The organism is Streptomyces sp. LE64, from assembly GCF_052606915.1.
Genome location: NZ_CP199708.1, coordinates 960,001 through 974,590, shown reverse-complemented (window position 1 = coordinate 974,590; position 14,590 = coordinate 960,001). Strand labels below are relative to the sequence as shown.

Below are 14,590 nucleotides of genomic sequence, written 5' to 3'. Positions count from 1 at the left end.
GCACGGCCCGACTTTCGATTCCGGGGCCCGGCCTGGAATAGTTCCCCACATTGTTCGACATCCCTAGACTCCCCAAGCCGGGGGAACCATCGGGGGACACAGCAGTGGGGCATGGAGTGCCGGAACTCGTACTGGAAGTGAACGGACGGACCTGGACGCTCGATCCGTCCAGACCGTGGACCCTCGGACGCGATCCGCAGGGGGACATCGTGCTCGATGACGCCAGGGTCTCCTGGCGCCACGCCACGATCAGCTGGAGCGGACGGACCTGGGTGGTCGAGGACCACGGCAGCACCAACGGCACCTTCGTGCAGGGGCACCGCGTCCACCAGATGGAGCTCGGGCCCGGCTCGACCGTGCACCTCGGCAACGCGACGGACGGCCCCCGGGTCGACCTGCGGGACGCCGCCGCGGCCTCCCCGCACCAGGGCTGGGCCGGCCAGCAGGCGGCTCCGCGGCCCCAGGCCCACCCGGAGCAGGGCTGGCAGCAGCCCGCGGCAAGCGAGCCGCGGCAGTCGGGGCCGGGCGGCGCCGAGTCGCCCCAGGCCTACGGGGACCGCAGCCCCACCACGTTCCACCAGTTCGCCCTGGGCCGGGTCATGCGCATCGGCCGTGCGCTGGAGAACGAACTGGTCGTCTCCGACCTCCAGGTCTCCCGCCACCACGCGGAGTTCCACGCCACGCCCGACGGCCGGTTCGAGATCCGGGACCTCGGTTCCCACAACGGCACCTACGTCAACGGCATGCCGATAGCCAAGGGCGGCAGCGCCCTCCTCGGCCCCACGGACATCATCGGTGTCGGTCACTCGACGTTCCGGCTGGTCGGCGACCGGCTGGAGGAGTTCGTCGACACCGGTGAGGTGTCCTTCTCGGCCCGCCACCTGACCGTCACCGTCGACGGCGGCAAGCAGATCCTCAAGGACGTCTCCTTCGGCGTCCCCGAGAAGTCCCTGGTCGCGGTGATCGGCCCCTCCGGCTCCGGCAAGTCGACCCTGCTCAAGGCCCTCACCGGCTACCGCCCGGCCGACCGCGGCGACGTGCTGTACGACAACCGGAACCTCTACAAGCAGTTCGCCGAGCTGCGCCAGCGCATCGGCCTGGTCCCGCAGGACGACATCCTGCACAAGGAGCTGACCGTCCGGAAGGCGCTGCGCTACGCGGCCAAGCTGCGCTTCCCCGCCGACACCAGCGAGCAGGAGCGCGAGCAGCGCATCGGCGAGGTGCTGCGCGAGCTGAAGCTCGACATCCACAAGGACAAGAAGGTCACCTCCCTCTCCGGCGGCCAGCGCAAGCGGGTCTCGGTCGCCCTGGAGCTGTTGACCAAGCCCTCGCTGATCTTCCTGGACGAGCCCACCTCGGGCCTCGACCCGGGCATGGACCGGGACGTCATGCAGTTGCTGCGCGGCCTCGCCGACGACGGTCGCACGGTCCTGGTGGTCACCCACTCGGTGGCCGAGCTGGCGCTCTGCGACAAGCTGCTGGTGATGGCCCCCGGCGGGGCCGTCGCCTACTTCGGTCCGCCCGAGGAGGCCCTGAACTTCTTCGGCTACGAGACCTGGGCCGACGTCTTCTCCGCCTTCGAGAACTACCGCGACTACGACTGGGCCGGCCGCTGGAAGGGCTCGCAGCACTACCAGATGTACGCGGCCGACATCGATGCGGTCGCCCCGCAGTCGGTGCAGGTGCCGTCCCCGCAGTCGGTGCGCCAGCCCAAGCCGCAGAGCTGGGGCTCCCAGCTGCTGACCCTGGTCCGCCGCTACCTGTCGGTGATCGCCTCCGACAAGGGCTTCATGGCCCTGATGCTGGTGCTCCCGGCGGTCCTCGGCGTCGTCAGCCTGCTGATCAACAGCGACCAGGGGCTGTTGCCCAATCCGCCGGCACCGGACGGCCGCCCGGTGCCCAACGGCACCGCGGCCACGGTCCTGCTGATCCTCGCCGTGGGCGCCTGCTTCGCGGGCGCCGCCAACTCCGTGCGCGAGCTGATCAAGGAACGGGTCATCTACGAACGGGAACGCGCCACCGGCCTCTCCCGCTCCGCGTACCTGATGTCCAAGGTCATCGTGCTGGGCATGATCACCGTCCTCCAGGGCGCGATCGTCGGCGGCATCGGCTTCACCATGCGGGACGTCCCCGAGGAGGGCGTCGTCCTCGGCGGGCTGACCCTGCTGGAGCTCTGCCTGCCGATCATGGCGCTCGGCTTCACCTCGATGATGTTCGGCCTGATCATCTCCGCGCTGGTCAAGACCGCCGAGAAGACCATGCCGCTGCTGGTGATGTTCGCGATCATCCAGGTCGTCTTCACCGGCTGTCTGTTCACCCTGAACGGCAGCGTCGGCGTCAACGAGCTGTCCTACCTGATGCCCTCGCGCTGGGCGGTCGCCGCGGCGGGCGCGACCCTCGACTTCAACCGGGTCAACCCCAGCACCGACGACCCCGGCAACACCGACCCGCTGTGGGACCACGACGCGGGCACCTGGCTGCTCGACATGGGCGCCCTGCTCGCGCTCGGCGCCCTGTGCGGCTTCCTGGTCTCCCGCTTCCTGCGCCGCCACGAACCCGAGGTCATGCGCAGCAAGTGACCCGGAGCCCCGCACCGGGGCACGCAGCGACGACGAGGGCGGCACCAGTGCGGGTGCCGCCCTCGTCGTCGCCCGGGCACGACGGCCCGCGGAGCATCGGGGTCAGTAGGCGCCGAAGACGTTGTCGATCGAGCCGTACCGGTCGGCCGCGTAGTTGGCGGCGGCCGTGATGTTCGAGACCGGGTGGTAGATGTCGAACGGCGTGCCCGTGACGTGGTACGCGCTGAAGGTCGGCGGGATCACCTGGAGCAGACCCTTGGAGGGGATGCCGTTGCGGGCGTTGATGTCCCACAGGTTGATCGCCCGGGGGTTGCCGCTCGATTCCCGCATGATGTTGCGGTACAGACCGTTGTAGCTGCCCGGAATGCCGTTCTTCTTCATGACGTCGAGCGACTCGCGGATCCACCCGTCCAGGTTGTTGGCGTACACCACGGTCCGGGCGGACGCACGGCTGGCCGAGCTCGGCTGCTGACGGGAGCGCTCGGCGGCGGACTCGGCGGCCTGCTTCGCCTTCGCGGCCTCCACCGCCTTCTTGGCCTCGGCGGCGCGCTGCGCCCGGTCGGCGCTCGCCTTGGCGCCGGCTGCCTGCTTCGCCTCGGCGGCCCGCTGGGCCTCGATGCGCTCGGCGGCGGCCCGGGCCTTCTGGTCGGCCGCGGCCTTCTGGTCGGTGACGTCCGCCCGGACGTCCTCGATCTTCTTGCTCTGGAAGGCCGCGGGGGCGGCCTCGGTCACGGGGGAGTCGGAGGCGTCCGCGGGAACCAGCGACAGCGCGAGCGCCGCCGCACCGAGGGTCGCGACACCGGCGATGGAGAACTTGTGGGCCCGGGTCAACGTCGTACGACGGCTTCCGGAGGCAGAGCTGTTCTTCGACATGGCTGTGGGGACCTCTCCGTGTAGCGGGAGTCGCCCATGGCCCGGCAGGGACTGGTGTTTCCGACACGAACGCCGCGGGCAAACTCCCGCGGCGCTGAGCGACGGCAGCCATTCTTAGCTGTCGCAAAATTCGCTGGCAATCATGTGACCTACGAAGCCGGCTAGTGGATCAGGGGGGTGGGCGAATCGCTCGAATCCGTCATCCACCCCGCTCGTAAGCGGACGATGAACCCACTAAGGAGCGTCGTACGTGATGTGCGTCCTATGCCGGGGCTCACACCGCTCACCCGCGAATCTCACCGAATGTTGCTGAAGCAACGCTCACGGTGAGTCGAAGGGGTCCCGCGGTGCGCCCTGCGGTCGCCTCGGGCGCTCCCACCCGGCACCCGCACCGGCCCGGCCCTCGTATACACCGACGCGCGCGCGGTGCACCGGCCGGCACGATCCCGCGACCCGGGGCCGGCCCGGTGCCCGGCGAAGCGGCACCCTCAACGGGTCAGGGGGTCCACCAAGGACGGGGCGTCGTAGCGCCCGCTGGGCGCCCGCCGGTCCAGCAACCGCAGGAACGCCGGCACCACCCGCTCCGGCAACGGACGCCCCGACTCGTCCGCCGTCGGCTCCGCCGCCCGGTACAGGTCCGTCCGCATGTCGCCCGGGTCCACCGCCCACACCCGCAGCCCCGGCTCCTCCACCGCCAGCACCGCCGCCACCTGGTCCAGCGCCGCCTTGGACGCCCCGTACCCGCCCCACGTCTCGTACGCCTCGGCCGCCGCCTCGGAACTCAGCACGATCACCGAACCCGCCGGGGCCAGCCGCAACAGCGGCAGCGCCTCCTGCACCAGGCCCAGGGCCGCCACCACGTTCACCTCCAGCGCGTGCCGCAGCCCCGCCAAGGGCTGCGCCTCCAACCGCACCAGCGGCTCCGCCCCGAGCACGCTCGCATTGCTCACCAACAGGTCCAGGCCGCCCAGCCCGCGGGCCGCCGCCACCAGCTCCCCGCGGTGCGCCGGATCCGTCACGTCGCCGGGCAGCGCCACCACCCGGGTGCCGTGGGTGCGCACGTCCTGTGCGGTCCGCTCCAGCACCCCGGCCGTCCGGGCGTCCAGCACCAGGTCCCAGCCCCGGCGCGCCAGCGCCAGTGCCAGGGCCCGCCCCAACCCCTTAGAAGCCCCCGTGACGATCGCCACCGGCATGCGTCCGGCTCCCCTCGTTCCGGCGCCGCGGTGTCCCGCCGCGCCCTGCCGTCTCTTCCGCCCCGCCCGCGCGGCCCGACGCCCGGGCACCTGGTCACCGGGGCGCCGGTCCGCGGTTCCACGGTAGGAGCCCGCCCCCGCCCCCGCCTCGGACGTCGGCCCGGATTCCCGCGCCCCCTTGGACCTAGGCCCCGCGCCCTACCCCCACGACGTCCGCCGTCCGATCCGAGCCGCCACCCCCGCCGGTACGGTGAACACATGAGTCAAGGCCCGGGCTCCGGCCTCTCCGCGGTCAGTTCCGCGCTGCTGGCCATGAGCAGGCACCTGGAGGTGCGCGACGTCCTCAAGACGATCGTGGTCTCCGCCCGGGAACTGCTCGACGCCCAGTACGCGGCCCTCGGCGTGCCCGACGACCACGGAGGGTTCGCCCAGTTCGTGGTCGACGGCATCAGCGACGAGCAGTGGCGCGCCATCGGCCCCCTGCCCCGCCAGCACGGCATCCTCGCGGCCATGCTCAAGGACGCCGGCACCGAGCGCCTCGCCGACGTCCGGATGGACCCCCGCTTCGAGGGCTGGCCCGCCGCCCACCCCGAGATGTCCGACTTCCTCGGCATGCCGATCCGGGACGGCGACGAGATCATCGGCGCGCTCTTCCTCGCCAACAAGAACCACCCGGCCCCGGACGGCGGCTGCGGCTTCACCGAAGAGGACGAGGACCTCCTCGCGATCCTCGCCCAACACGCGGCGATCGCCCTGACCAACGCCCGCCTCTACGAACGCAGCCGGGAGCTGACCATCGCCGAGGAACGTTCCCGGCTCGCCCACGAGCTGCACGACGCCGTCAGCCAGAAGCTGTTCTCGCTGCGCCTGACCGCCCAGGCCGCCACCGCCCTGGTCGACCGCGACACGGCCCGGGCCAAGGACGCGCTGAACCAGGTGGCCGCACTCGCGGCCGAGGCCGCCGACGAACTGCGCGCCGCCGTGGTCGAGCTGCGCCCCGCCGCCCTCGACGAGGACGGCCTGGTGGCCACCCTGCGCACCCACGTCCAGGTCCTGGACCGGGTGCACTCCGCCCGCGTCGCCTACCGGGGCCACCTCGCCTGCGCACTGCCCGCCACCCAGGAGGAGGCCGTGCTCCGGGTCGCCCAGGAGGCCCTGCACAACGCCCTGCGCCACTCGGGGGCCGAGCGGGTGGACGTCCTCCTCGAACCCCACGGCCGGGGCGCCGTCCTGCGCATCACCGACGACGGCGCGGGCTTCGACCCCGAGGCGGTCCGGCACGCCGGGCGCCACCTGGGGCTGGTGTCCATGCGGGACCGCGCGGACGGCGTCGGCGGCACGCTGACCGTGACATCGGAGCCCGGCCAGGGCACCACGATCCAGATGGAGGTCCCCGGTGGCTGACAAGAACATCCGCGTGCTCCTCGTGGACGACCACCAGGTGGTCCGCCGCGGGCTGCGCACCTTCCTGGAGGTCCAGGGGGACATCGAGGTCGTCGGGGAGGCGGCCGACGGCGCCGAAGGGGTCGCCCGGGCCGAGGAACTGGGCCCCGACGTCGTCCTGATGGACGTCAAGATGCCGGGCATGGACGGGGTGGCGGCCCTGCGCCGGCTGCGCGAACTGGGCAACCCGGCCAGGGTGCTGATCGTCACCAGCTTCACCGAACAGCGCACGGTGGTCCCCGCCCTCAAGGCAGGGGCCGCCGGCTACGTGTACAAGGACGTCGATCCGGAGGCGCTCGCCGGGGCCATCCGCTCGGTCCACGCCGGACACGTCCTCCTCCAGCCCGAGGTCGCCGACGCGCTGCTCAGCCAGGACGGCGGCGGTCAGGGCCAGGGCCGCGCGGGTTCCCTGACCGAACGGGAGCGGGAGGTGCTCGCCCTGATCGCGGACGGCCGGTCCAACCGGGAGATCGCCCGGGCCCTCGTCCTCTCCGAGAAGACGGTCAAGACCCACGTCTCGAACATCCTCATGAAGCTCGACCTCGCCGACCGCACCCAAGCCGCCCTGTGGGCCGTGCGCCACGAGGCGACCGGCTGACCGGGCCGCCCGGGCGGCCCCGCTGACCAGGCCCCCTCCTCCTCACTCGTCCGGGGGGCGCGCTCCGGCGCGCGCCCGTCAAGGCGCTCGATGCCGGTTCCCCTCCGGGATGAGATTCATACGGTCGGGTGGACGTCACTCGAACGGCGTATCCCCGGGGTCTCCGCGCCCGTTCACCCGGATACCGCCGCGGCGCACGGCCGCGGCGGATCGAGGAGGAACGAAACGTGATGAACCTGAAGCGCGTCGCGGCCGTGACGATGGCGGCCGGCGGACTGGTGGTCGCCGGCGGCGGCCTGGCCTCCGCCACCGGCGCGCACGCCGAGGGCGCGGCGGCGTTCTCCCCGGGCGTCGCCTCCGGCAACGTCGTCCAGGTCCCGGTGGACGTTCCGGTGAACGTGGTCGGCAACACCGTGAACGTCATCGGACTGCTCAACCCGGCCTTCGGCAACACCGGCATCAACCACTGAGCACCCGCGGGGGCCACGCCGTCCCCCGACCGGCGGGGGCGCGGCGGTTCCGCGCCCCCGCCGAGCGGTCGCAGCACGTCCGGCCCGCACCGGTCCGACGATCCGACCATGTGCCCATTGCTCCGATCGGGCCGATCGGGAGCCGCTCCCGTGTCGTCCCTCGGGGGCGCACGTTCTCAGCGTGCGACCCGCGGCCGGGTCGCTACGCTCACCCAGGAGGAACATCCCATGAAGATCGCGAAGAAGGCCGCCCTCGTCGTCGCCGCCGCCGGTGTCGCCGCCGGCGCCTCGGCCGGTGCCGCCGTCGCCAGCGCGGGTGCCGAGGGTGCCGCCATCGGCTCCCCGGGCGTGCTGTCCGGCAACGTCGTCCAGGTCCCGGTTCACGTTCCGGTGAACGTGGTCGGCAACACCATCAACGTCATCGGGCTGCTGAACCCGGCGTTCGGCAACACCGGCGTCAACGGCTGACCGCCGTGCCCGCCCTCAGCGGTTCCCGTTCCCCTCCCCGGCCTCCACGTACGCGTTGTACGCCGCCACCTGCGCCCGCCGCGCCGTTCGCTCCACCGGTCGCAACGCCCCGGACCGTGCGGCCAACTCAGCGGCGCTGACCGCGCCCCCGGTCCGGTGCTCGGACGCGTACTCGTCCGCCACCGACACCAGCAGCCCCACCCGCTGCGCCAGCTCCAACACCCGCACCGCGCGCGGGGGGTAGCCGGGGGCCAACAGCTCGCGGCCCCCCTCCGCCCGCACCCGGTAGGCGTCCGCCGCCGCCTGCGCCACGGGCCCCGAGCCCGCCAGGTCCAGCCGGGAGAGCAGGGCCGTCGCCTCCCGCAGGGCCTCCGCCAACTCCCGCTCGGCCTCCGACAGCGAGGGCACGTCCGCGGGCGGTGCCTCCCGGACCGGCGCGCACCGCCACACCACCTCCACGTGCACGTCCCCGCGCGGCCCCGCCTCGACGACCTCCGGCACGAGGCCCAGCGCGGCCCCCCGGCAGAGCACCGCCTCGCCGGCCGCCAACGCGGCGGTGTTGAACTCCGCCGGCCCGCTGAGCCCCAACGGGTGTCCCGGCACCGGCAGGGCCACCCGTAGTCCGGTCACCCCGAGCGCCCGCAGCCGGCCGAGCGCCAGGGTCAGCCCGATCGGCCCGGGCTCCCCGGGAACCCCCTCCACCCGGTGCACGGAGTCCTCTCCGACCACCGCCTGCACCGCATCATCAGGTGCGACAAAACCAGCCAAAAGGGCGTTTCCCCAGGCTGCCAACCGTCCAGAGCGTGGTTCCGCAAGCATGCGACCACGATAAGGACCGACCACGAGCACGGCGTGCCCGACGGGTGGCGTAGGTTTTATCCGGGGCTGCGTTCACCGACGCAAGCGACAGCCGAACTACACAGGAGACAACGCGGTCATGAGCGATGTACTGGAACTGGTGGACGTATCCGTGGTCCGCGAGGGCCGGGCACTGGTTGACCAGGTCTCCTGGTCCGTCAAGGAAGGGGAGCGCTGGGTCATCCTGGGCCCCAACGGCGCCGGCAAGACCACCCTCCTGAACGTCGCCTCGAGCTACCTCTTCCCGAGCAAGGGCACCGCCACCATCCTCGGCGACCGGCTCGGCAAGGTCGACGTCTTCGACCTCCGCCCCCGCATCGGCGTCGCCGGCATCGCCATGGCGGAGAAGCTCCCCAAGCGTCAGACGGTCCTCCAGACCGTGCTCACCGCCGCCTACGGCATGACCGCCGGCTGGCACGAGGACTACGAGGACGTCGACGAGCAGCGCGCCCGCGCCTTCCTCGACCGGCTCGGCATGAGCGACTACCTCGACCGCCGGTTCGGCACCCTCTCCGAGGGCGAGCGTAAGCGGACCATGATCGCCCGCGCCCTGATGACCGACCCCGAACTCCTCCTGCTGGACGAGCCCGCGGCCGGTCTCGACCTCGGCGGCCGGGAAGACCTGGTGCGCCGGCTCGGCCGACTGGCCCGCGACCCCATCGCCCCGTCGATGATCATGGTCACCCACCATGTCGAGGAGATCGCTCCCGGCTTCACGCACGTGCTGATGATCCGCCAGGGCCGGGTGATGGCCGCCGGCCCGATCGAGCTGGAGCTCTCCTCCCGCAACCTGTCGCACTGCTTCGGCCTCCCCCTCGTCGTCGAGCAGCGGGGAGACCGCTGGACCGCCCACGGCCTTCCACTGAGCTGACCAGTCCCACCGGCCCCGTCCGTCACCCCCGCCCCTTCCGTCACCCGGTCGGGGCGCCCGGACCGGCGAACTCCCGCACCGCCACCGGCGATTGCCCGATCTGCCCGGTTAGGGGACCTGCCGCAACACCCGTCGCGGTCCTACCATGACGGTGTGGACATCGATGCATGGGTGTGGTGGCTGATCGGCGCGGTGGCGCTGGGGATTCCGCTCGTGATGACGGCGATGCCGGAGTTCGGCATGTTCGCCGTCGGTGCGCTCGCGGGTGCGGTGACGGCGGCGCTCGGCGGAGGCGTCGTCCTCCAGGTCCTCGTCTTCGTCGTGGTGTCGGTGGCTCTCCTCGCCGTGGTGCGGCCCATCGCGGCCCGGCACCGCGCGCAGCTCCCCTCGACGGCCACGGGCGTCGACGCGCTGAAGGGCCGTCAGGCGACCGTGACCGAGCGGGTCGACGGAGAGGGGGGTCGCATCAAGCTCGCCGGGGAGGTCTGGTCCGCCCGCGCGCTCGACCCGGGCCGCTCCTACGAGGCGGGCGAACAGGTCGACGTGGTGGAGATCGACGGCGCCACCGCCGTGGTGATCTGAGCGCCCGACGCCCGCACGCCGACCCCGAGCCCGGTACGCCGCCGGGCCGGGCACCGCTCACGGGTGGCCGGAACATCCCCCGGACCAGCCGACGTTCTGACAGACTCAAGATCTTCACGTAGGCCGACGATCCGCCGATCGTCCGGACACCGAGGCAAGAAGGGTACGGGGAACCACGATGGGACCGATCGTCATCGTCCTGATCATTCTGGTGGTGCTGGTCTTCATCGCCCTGATCAAGACCGTCCAGGTCATTCCACAGGCCAGCGCGGCCATCGTCGAGCGCTTCGGCCGTTACACCCGCACCCTCAACGCGGGCCTCAACATCGTCGTCCCGTTCATCGACTCCATCCGCAACCGCGTCGACCTGCGCGAACAGGTCGTGCCGTTCCCGCCGCAGCCGGTGATCACCCAGGACAACCTCGTCGTCAACATCGACACCGTGATCTACTACCAGGTCACCGACGCCCGGGCCGCCACCTACGAGGTCGCCAGCTACATCCAGGCCATCGAGCAGCTCACCGTCACCACGCTGCGCAACATCATCGGCGGCATGGACCTGGAGCGCACCCTGACCTCCCGCGAGGACATCAACACCGCACTGCGCGGCGTCCTCGACGAGGCCACCGGCAAGTGGGGCATCCGCGTCAACCGCGTCGAGCTCAAGGCCATCGAACCGCCCACCTCCATCCAGGACTCGATGGAGAAGCAGATGCGCGCCGACCGCGACAAGCGCGCCGCCATCCTCACCGCCGAGGGCATCCGCCAGTCGCAGATCCTCACCGCGGAGGGCGAGAAGCAGTCCGCGATCCTGCGCGCGGAGGGCGAAGCCAAGGCCGCGGCCCTGCGCGCGGAGGGCGAGGCCCAGGCGATCCGCACCGTCTTCGAGTCCATCCACGCGGGCGACCCGGACCAGAAGCTCCTCTCCTACCAGTACCTCCAGATGCTCCCGAAGATCGCCGAGGGCGACGCCAACAAGCTCTGGATCGTGCCCAGCGAGATCGGCGACGCGTTGAAGGGTCTCTCCGGGGCCTTCGGCAACCTGGGCGGAGCCCCTGCCCCCGCCATGCCCAAGATCCCCTCCCCCGAACGGCGCGAGAACCCGCCCCTCGACTGACCGGCGGCAAGCGCACCCGGACGTGTGTGGCCCGGCACCCCCAGGGTGCCGGGCCACACACGTCCGGGTCGCCTACGCGGCGGCCTCCGGGTCCAGCCGCCGCCCGACTCCGGGCGGACCTCCGGAGAGCCATCCCGGCAGGCTCCCCCCGTCGAGCCCCAGCGCCAGCAACATCGCGTCCGCGGGGCTCGGCTCGAAGGGCTGTCGCAACAAGGACATCCCGGCCTGCTCGGGCGTCCGGTCGGCCTTGTGGTGGTTGTCCTCCGCGCAGGCCGCGACCGTGTTCAACCAGGAGTCCGAGCCCCCGCGCGACCGGGGCACCAGATGGTCCACCGTCGTCGCCCGCCGCCCGCAGTACGCACACCGGTGCCGGTCCCTCACCAACACCCCCCGCCGTGACCACGGAGCACGTCTTCGGAACGGCACCCGCACGTACCGGCACAACCGGATCACCCGGGGCGCCGGCAACTCCACCGCCGCCGCCCGCAGCCACATCTCGGGGTGGGTCTGCTCGACGACCGCCTTGTCCTGGAGCACCAGGACCACAGCTCGGTGCAGAGTCACCGTCGACAGCGGTTCGAAACTCGCGTTGAGGACCAAGGTGTCACGCATTTCCGCCCACCTCCCGTACGGGCCGGCCCACCCCCTGGCGGGCCGGCACCCACTCTGGCCGGGCCCGAAGAGATGAACAACGCAATATCCGCGGGCACCCGGGACTGCTGCACACCAGCGGACCCCGGCACCGCCCCATCGGAACGCGCACACGAAAACGCCCGCCCCTGATCACTTCCAAGACCAGGGACGGGCAAACGTCCGGCGAACGGCGAGTTCAGCGAAGCGGTCCGAGGACCTCAATCCGCGGCGGGAGCCGCGTACTCACCGATCAGTTGGGCGCGCGCCAGGGTGTGGAACCGCAGGTTGAAGCCGATCACGGCCGGACTGGCATCGCCGTCCGGCCCGAGCCGCTCCCGGTCCACCGCGTAGACGGTGAACACGTACCGGTGCGCCGGGTCGCCGGCCGGCGGGGCCGCACCGCCGAAGTCCTTCGTCCCGTAGTCGTTCCGCACGTGCACGGCACCCTGCGGCAGACCGACGAACGAACCGCTCCCGGCACCCGCTGGCAGCTCGGTGACCGAGGCGGGGATGTCGAACACCGTCCAGTGCCAGAAGCCGCTGCCGGTCGGCGCGTCCGGGTCGAAGCAGGTCACGGCGAAGCTCCCGGTCTCCTCCGGGAACCCTTCCCACCGCAGCTGCGGCGACGTGTTCCCCGCCGCGTACACCTGGGCGTCCTTCAACACTCCGCCCGGGGCGACGTCCTCGCTCACCACCGTGAACGAGGGCACCTGCGGATGGAAGTCATGGGGGAGCGGCGGCCTTGACACCTCGGTCACCTGATACCTCCTGCGTTCTGCGCGCGTTGCGCGTGCGTGGACGGCGAAGCGATTCCGGCGCCGAGCCTAGAACCAGTTGCGCTTTCCGCCGACCTCCGACAGCCACTGGTTGAGGTACGCGGTCCAGTTCGTCTCCCGGAAGTCGTTCAGCCCCACCTTGAAGGCCCGGTAGCTGTCACCGCCCTCGCGGAACAGGCCCGGCTTCTTGTCCATCTCCAGGATGACGTCCATCCCGACGCCGTCCGCGACGAAGCTCAGCTCCACCTGGTGCAGCCCGTGGTACTGCTGCGGCGGAAGGAACTCGATCTCCTGGTAGAACGGTAGCTGCTGCCGGGTACCGCGGATGTGTCCCCGTTCCATGTCGGCGTTCTTGAAACGGAACCCGAGCTCTGCGAACGCGTCCAGGATCGCCTGCTGCGCGGGCAGCGGGTGCACGTTGATCGGGTCCAGGTCACCGGAATCGACCGCGCGCGCGATCTCCAGCTCCGTCGACACCCCGATGTTCATTCCGCGCAGGTGCTGACCGGCGAAGTGGGTGATCGGGGTCTCCCACGGGATCTCCAACCCGAACTGGACCGCGTGCACCGCACCGGCCTGGAGCTCGAAGGCCCCGCCGAGCCGCTGCTTGGTGAACTCGATGTCCTGGTGGTACTCCTGGTCCCCGCTCTCCACCTCGACCTTGGCCTGCAACCCGACCGAGAGCGCCTCGATCTTCTGGTTCACCGAACCGCCCTGGATGCGGACCTCGCCCTGCACCACCCCGCCGGGAACCACGTTCACCTCGTTGAGCACCGTCTCGACCGAGGCGCCGCCGGCCCCCAGGCTCGCGAGCAGCTTCTTGAACCCCATGACTCTCCCTCCAGGCCCAGAGCCTGTGCTGGTTGATCCTCGCCCCATAGGAACGCGTGCCGACCGGAGTCGGTTCCGGGGTTCGCCCCGGCCCGCTCCCGCCGCACGATCACTGCACTACGCTCGGAGCGCATGACCGAACCCCCCGACCGTATGCCTTTGCCCCGGGACTTCTTCGACCGCCCCGTGCTGGAGGTCGCCCCCGACCTGCTCGGTCGCCTGCTGGTGCGGAACTCGCCCGCCGGTCCGATCGTGCTCCGGCTCACCGAGGTCGAGGCGTACGCGGGGACCATCGACCCCGGTTCCCACGCCTACCGCGGCCTCACCGCCCGGAACGCCGTGATGTTCGGCCCGCCCGGCCATGTGTACGTGTACTTCACCTACGGCATGTGGCACTGCATGAACCTCGTGTGCGGCCCCGAGGGCTTCGCGAGCGGGGTGCTCCTCCGCGCGGGACAGATCACCGAAGGCACGGAGCTGGCTCGCAAACGGCGACTCTCGGCCCGAAGCGACAAGGAACTGGCCAAAGGGCCGGCGCGTCTGGCGACCGCCCTGGACGTCGACCGGACCCTCGACGGAGCCGACGCCTGCGGTGGTCCCGCCACCGCCCTTGCGGTGTTGCACGGCACTCCCGTCCAGCCCGACCAGGTGCGCACCGGCCCCCGGACCGGAGTGTCCGGCCCGGGCGGAGCGCACCCCTGGCGCTTCTGGATCGACGGTGACCCCACGGTCAGCCCCTACCGGGCCCACGCCCCCCGCGCCCGCCGAGCTTGACTCCCCTCCGGCCGGTCCGTAACGTAGCTGAAGCCGCTTTGCGCCGGTCGACGTTTCAGTCACCGTCCGGAGGCGGCCCACCACTACCGACAACGAGCCCGCGAGGGCCCTTTTTCGGCATGTCGATTTTCGAACCTGTGAGCTCGATTATGTGCCTTCAGGGAAGTCGGTTAACGTAGTGGACATCGAAAAGCCGAAAGGCTCGGAGATGAAAGCAGGAACCCCGCTGACTGGGGGTCGGACGCCGAAAAGGATCTGATAGAGTCGGAACTGCTGGAAAGGAAAGCGAGCGAATCGCTCTCCGGGAAAGCGCCGAGGAAATCGGGTCGGGAAACGGTCTGATAGAGTCGGGAACACCGAAGGGAAGCGCCCGGAGGAAAGCCTGCACCGGATGGTGGGGGTGAGTACGAAGGAAGCGTCCGTTCCTTGAGAACTCAACAGCGTGCCAAAAGTCAACGCCAGATATGTTGATACCCCGTCACTGTGACCGTCATGGTCTGGTGATGAGGTTCCTTTGAAATACA

15 protein-coding genes are annotated in these 14,590 nt (G+C 71.1%); 9 read left to right on the top strand and 6 right to left on the bottom strand.

Going from position 1 to position 14,590, the window contains the following annotated elements:
- Window positions 1-116 precede the first annotated feature (116 nt).
- Window positions 117-2,579 (top strand): FHA domain-containing protein, encoded by a 2,463-nt coding sequence (locus ACSMX9_RS04295; RefSeq protein WP_445400085.1) that lies wholly within the window; start codon window positions 117-119, stop codon window positions 2,577-2,579.
- A 102-nt stretch (window positions 2,580-2,681) separates the two neighbouring features.
- On the opposite strand, the gene ACSMX9_RS04290 is transcribed toward ACSMX9_RS04295, so the two are convergent.
- The gene (locus ACSMX9_RS04290; protein WP_445400083.1) at window positions 2,682-3,452 is read right to left on the bottom strand and encodes a transglycosylase SLT domain-containing protein; all 771 of its coding nucleotides are present in this window, start codon (window positions 3,450-3,452) and stop codon (window positions 2,682-2,684) included.
- 488 nt (window positions 3,453-3,940) lie between these two features.
- The gene (locus tag ACSMX9_RS04285) at window positions 3,941-4,645 is read right to left on the bottom strand and encodes an SDR family NAD(P)-dependent oxidoreductase (RefSeq protein WP_351244180.1); all 705 of its coding nucleotides are present in this window, start codon (window positions 4,643-4,645) and stop codon (window positions 3,941-3,943) included.
- Window positions 4,646-4,903: 258 nt separating this feature from the next.
- On the opposite strand from ACSMX9_RS04285, the gene ACSMX9_RS04280 reads away from it, so the two are divergent.
- The 4 genes from ACSMX9_RS04280 to ACSMX9_RS04265 all read left to right on the top strand — a co-directional run bounded on the left by ACSMX9_RS04280 (window position 4,904) and on the right by ACSMX9_RS04265 (window position 7,624).
- A complete protein-coding gene (locus tag ACSMX9_RS04280; RefSeq protein WP_445400081.1) occupies window positions 4,904-6,049 on the top strand; it encodes a GAF domain-containing sensor histidine kinase in 1,146 nt (381 codons plus the stop codon).
- Window positions 6,042-6,686: a response regulator transcription factor gene (locus tag ACSMX9_RS04275; protein WP_351244176.1), complete on the top strand. Its 645-nt coding sequence runs from the start codon at window positions 6,042-6,044 to the stop codon at window positions 6,684-6,686. The genes ACSMX9_RS04280 and ACSMX9_RS04275 overlap by 8 nt, the downstream gene beginning before the upstream one ends.
- A gap of 227 nt (window positions 6,687-6,913) precedes the next feature.
- Window positions 6,914-7,156: a chaplin family protein gene (locus ACSMX9_RS04270; protein WP_351244174.1), complete on the top strand. Its 243-nt coding sequence runs from the start codon at window positions 6,914-6,916 to the stop codon at window positions 7,154-7,156.
- Between the two features lie 228 nt (window positions 7,157-7,384).
- Complete coding sequence (locus ACSMX9_RS04265; protein WP_351244172.1) at window positions 7,385-7,624, top strand: chaplin; 240 nt, start codon at window positions 7,385-7,387, stop codon at window positions 7,622-7,624.
- A gap of 15 nt (window positions 7,625-7,639) precedes the next feature.
- Here the strand turns inward: ACSMX9_RS04265 and ACSMX9_RS04260 are convergent, their stop codons facing one another.
- Window positions 7,640-8,443 carry a hypothetical protein gene (locus ACSMX9_RS04260; RefSeq protein WP_445400079.1) on the bottom strand — a complete coding sequence of 268 codons (804 nt, stop codon included), beginning with the start codon at window positions 8,441-8,443 and terminating at the stop codon, window positions 7,640-7,642.
- Between the two features lie 118 nt (window positions 8,444-8,561).
- On the opposite strand from ACSMX9_RS04260, the gene ACSMX9_RS04255 reads away from it, so the two are divergent.
- The 3 genes from ACSMX9_RS04255 (at window position 8,562) to ACSMX9_RS04245 (ending at window position 11,052) form a co-directional block, all read left to right on the top strand.
- Complete coding sequence (locus tag ACSMX9_RS04255; RefSeq protein WP_351244168.1) at window positions 8,562-9,353, top strand: ABC transporter ATP-binding protein; 792 nt, start codon at window positions 8,562-8,564, stop codon at window positions 9,351-9,353.
- A 153-nt stretch (window positions 9,354-9,506) separates the two neighbouring features.
- Window positions 9,507-9,935: an NfeD family protein gene (locus ACSMX9_RS04250; protein ID WP_351244166.1), complete on the top strand. Its 429-nt coding sequence runs from the start codon at window positions 9,507-9,509 to the stop codon at window positions 9,933-9,935.
- Window positions 9,936-10,113: 178 nt separating this feature from the next.
- Window positions 10,114-11,052 (top strand): SPFH domain-containing protein, encoded by a 939-nt coding sequence (locus ACSMX9_RS04245; RefSeq protein WP_351244164.1) that lies wholly within the window; start codon window positions 10,114-10,116, stop codon window positions 11,050-11,052.
- 72 nt (window positions 11,053-11,124) lie between these two features.
- Here the strand turns inward: ACSMX9_RS04245 and ACSMX9_RS04240 are convergent, their stop codons facing one another.
- From ACSMX9_RS04240 to ACSMX9_RS04230, 3 genes are all read right to left on the bottom strand, one after another.
- Complete coding sequence (locus tag ACSMX9_RS04240; protein ID WP_445400077.1) at window positions 11,125-11,664, bottom strand: HNH endonuclease; 540 nt, start codon at window positions 11,662-11,664, stop codon at window positions 11,125-11,127.
- Between the two features lie 239 nt (window positions 11,665-11,903).
- Complete coding sequence (locus ACSMX9_RS04235) at window positions 11,904-12,443, bottom strand: YbhB/YbcL family Raf kinase inhibitor-like protein (RefSeq protein ID WP_445400075.1); 540 nt, start codon at window positions 12,441-12,443, stop codon at window positions 11,904-11,906.
- A gap of 66 nt (window positions 12,444-12,509) precedes the next feature.
- Window positions 12,510-13,292 carry a sporulation protein gene (locus ACSMX9_RS04230; protein ID WP_366117855.1) on the bottom strand — a complete coding sequence of 261 codons (783 nt, stop codon included), beginning with the start codon at window positions 13,290-13,292 and terminating at the stop codon, window positions 12,510-12,512.
- Between the two features lie 132 nt (window positions 13,293-13,424).
- Here ACSMX9_RS04230 and ACSMX9_RS04225 point away from each other — a divergent pair, with 132 nt between their 5' ends.
- Window positions 13,425-14,066, top strand: coding sequence for a DNA-3-methyladenine glycosylase (locus tag ACSMX9_RS04225; protein WP_445400073.1), 642 nt, complete (start codon window positions 13,425-13,427; stop codon window positions 14,064-14,066).
- The last annotated feature ends 524 nt before the right edge of the window (window positions 14,067-14,590 follow it).